This is a genomic window from Pseudomonas sp. PME37.24/025 (genome assembly GCF_055556615.1).
On record NZ_JBVHNK010000034.1, the window covers coordinates 1 to 667 of the forward strand.

The 667-nt window shown below is 74.2% G+C and carries 1 protein-coding gene; it reads left to right on the forward strand.

All coding sequences use genetic code 11. The annotated features are described in order from the left end of the window. Positions 1-522: hypothetical protein (locus ACZ3HH_RS29355; RefSeq protein WP_465810004.1), on the forward strand; the 522-nt coding region annotated here is incomplete at its 5' end. Positions 523-667 lie beyond the last annotated feature (145 nt).

Consider the following 667-nt stretch of genomic DNA (forward strand, 5'->3'; position numbering starts at 1 on the left):
CCCCCGGTCCTCGCGACCCTTCCCGCTTTGCTCCTCCCGGCGCTGCTCGCGCTCGCGGGTTGCACCTCGACCGACGCGGCGTCGCCGTCGGCGTCCTCCGCCGGGCCGTCGGCATCCACCCCCTCCCTGGCCCCGTCGGCACCGTCCCCCGGCGCGACGCTGCCGAGCGACGCGTCCGCGCTGGAGCAGTGGGCGGCGACCGCGCTGCCGGACAACGGCCTCGGCGGCAGCACCGCCGTCGCGCGCGGCACGGGCGAAGTCGGACCCGCCGGAGCCGCGGTCGCCCTCGCGCCCGTCGGCGGATCCTGGGACGTCGTCGTCGCGTGCGAGAGCGCGACCGGAGCGCCCCTCACCGTCGAGGTCGCCGGGACCACCACCGACGTCGCGTGCGGCGCGCCCGGTCGGACGGGGGCGCCGCCGACGACGATCCGCTGGGATGCCAGCTCCCCGGCGACGCTCCGGGTGGACGCACCGGAGCAGGCGGTGTTCGCTTACGAAATTCACCCGCGCCCGGGGACCTGAATTCGCGCATTCTTTACACACCCGACACTCAGGATTCTCTATCCTGGGCGCATGCGGGGGCATGCAGCGGCAGTCGTGATCGTCGTCGCCGCGCTGATCCTGGCGATGGCCATCTTCTGCGCGGGCGGCTACTACTACGTCGAAT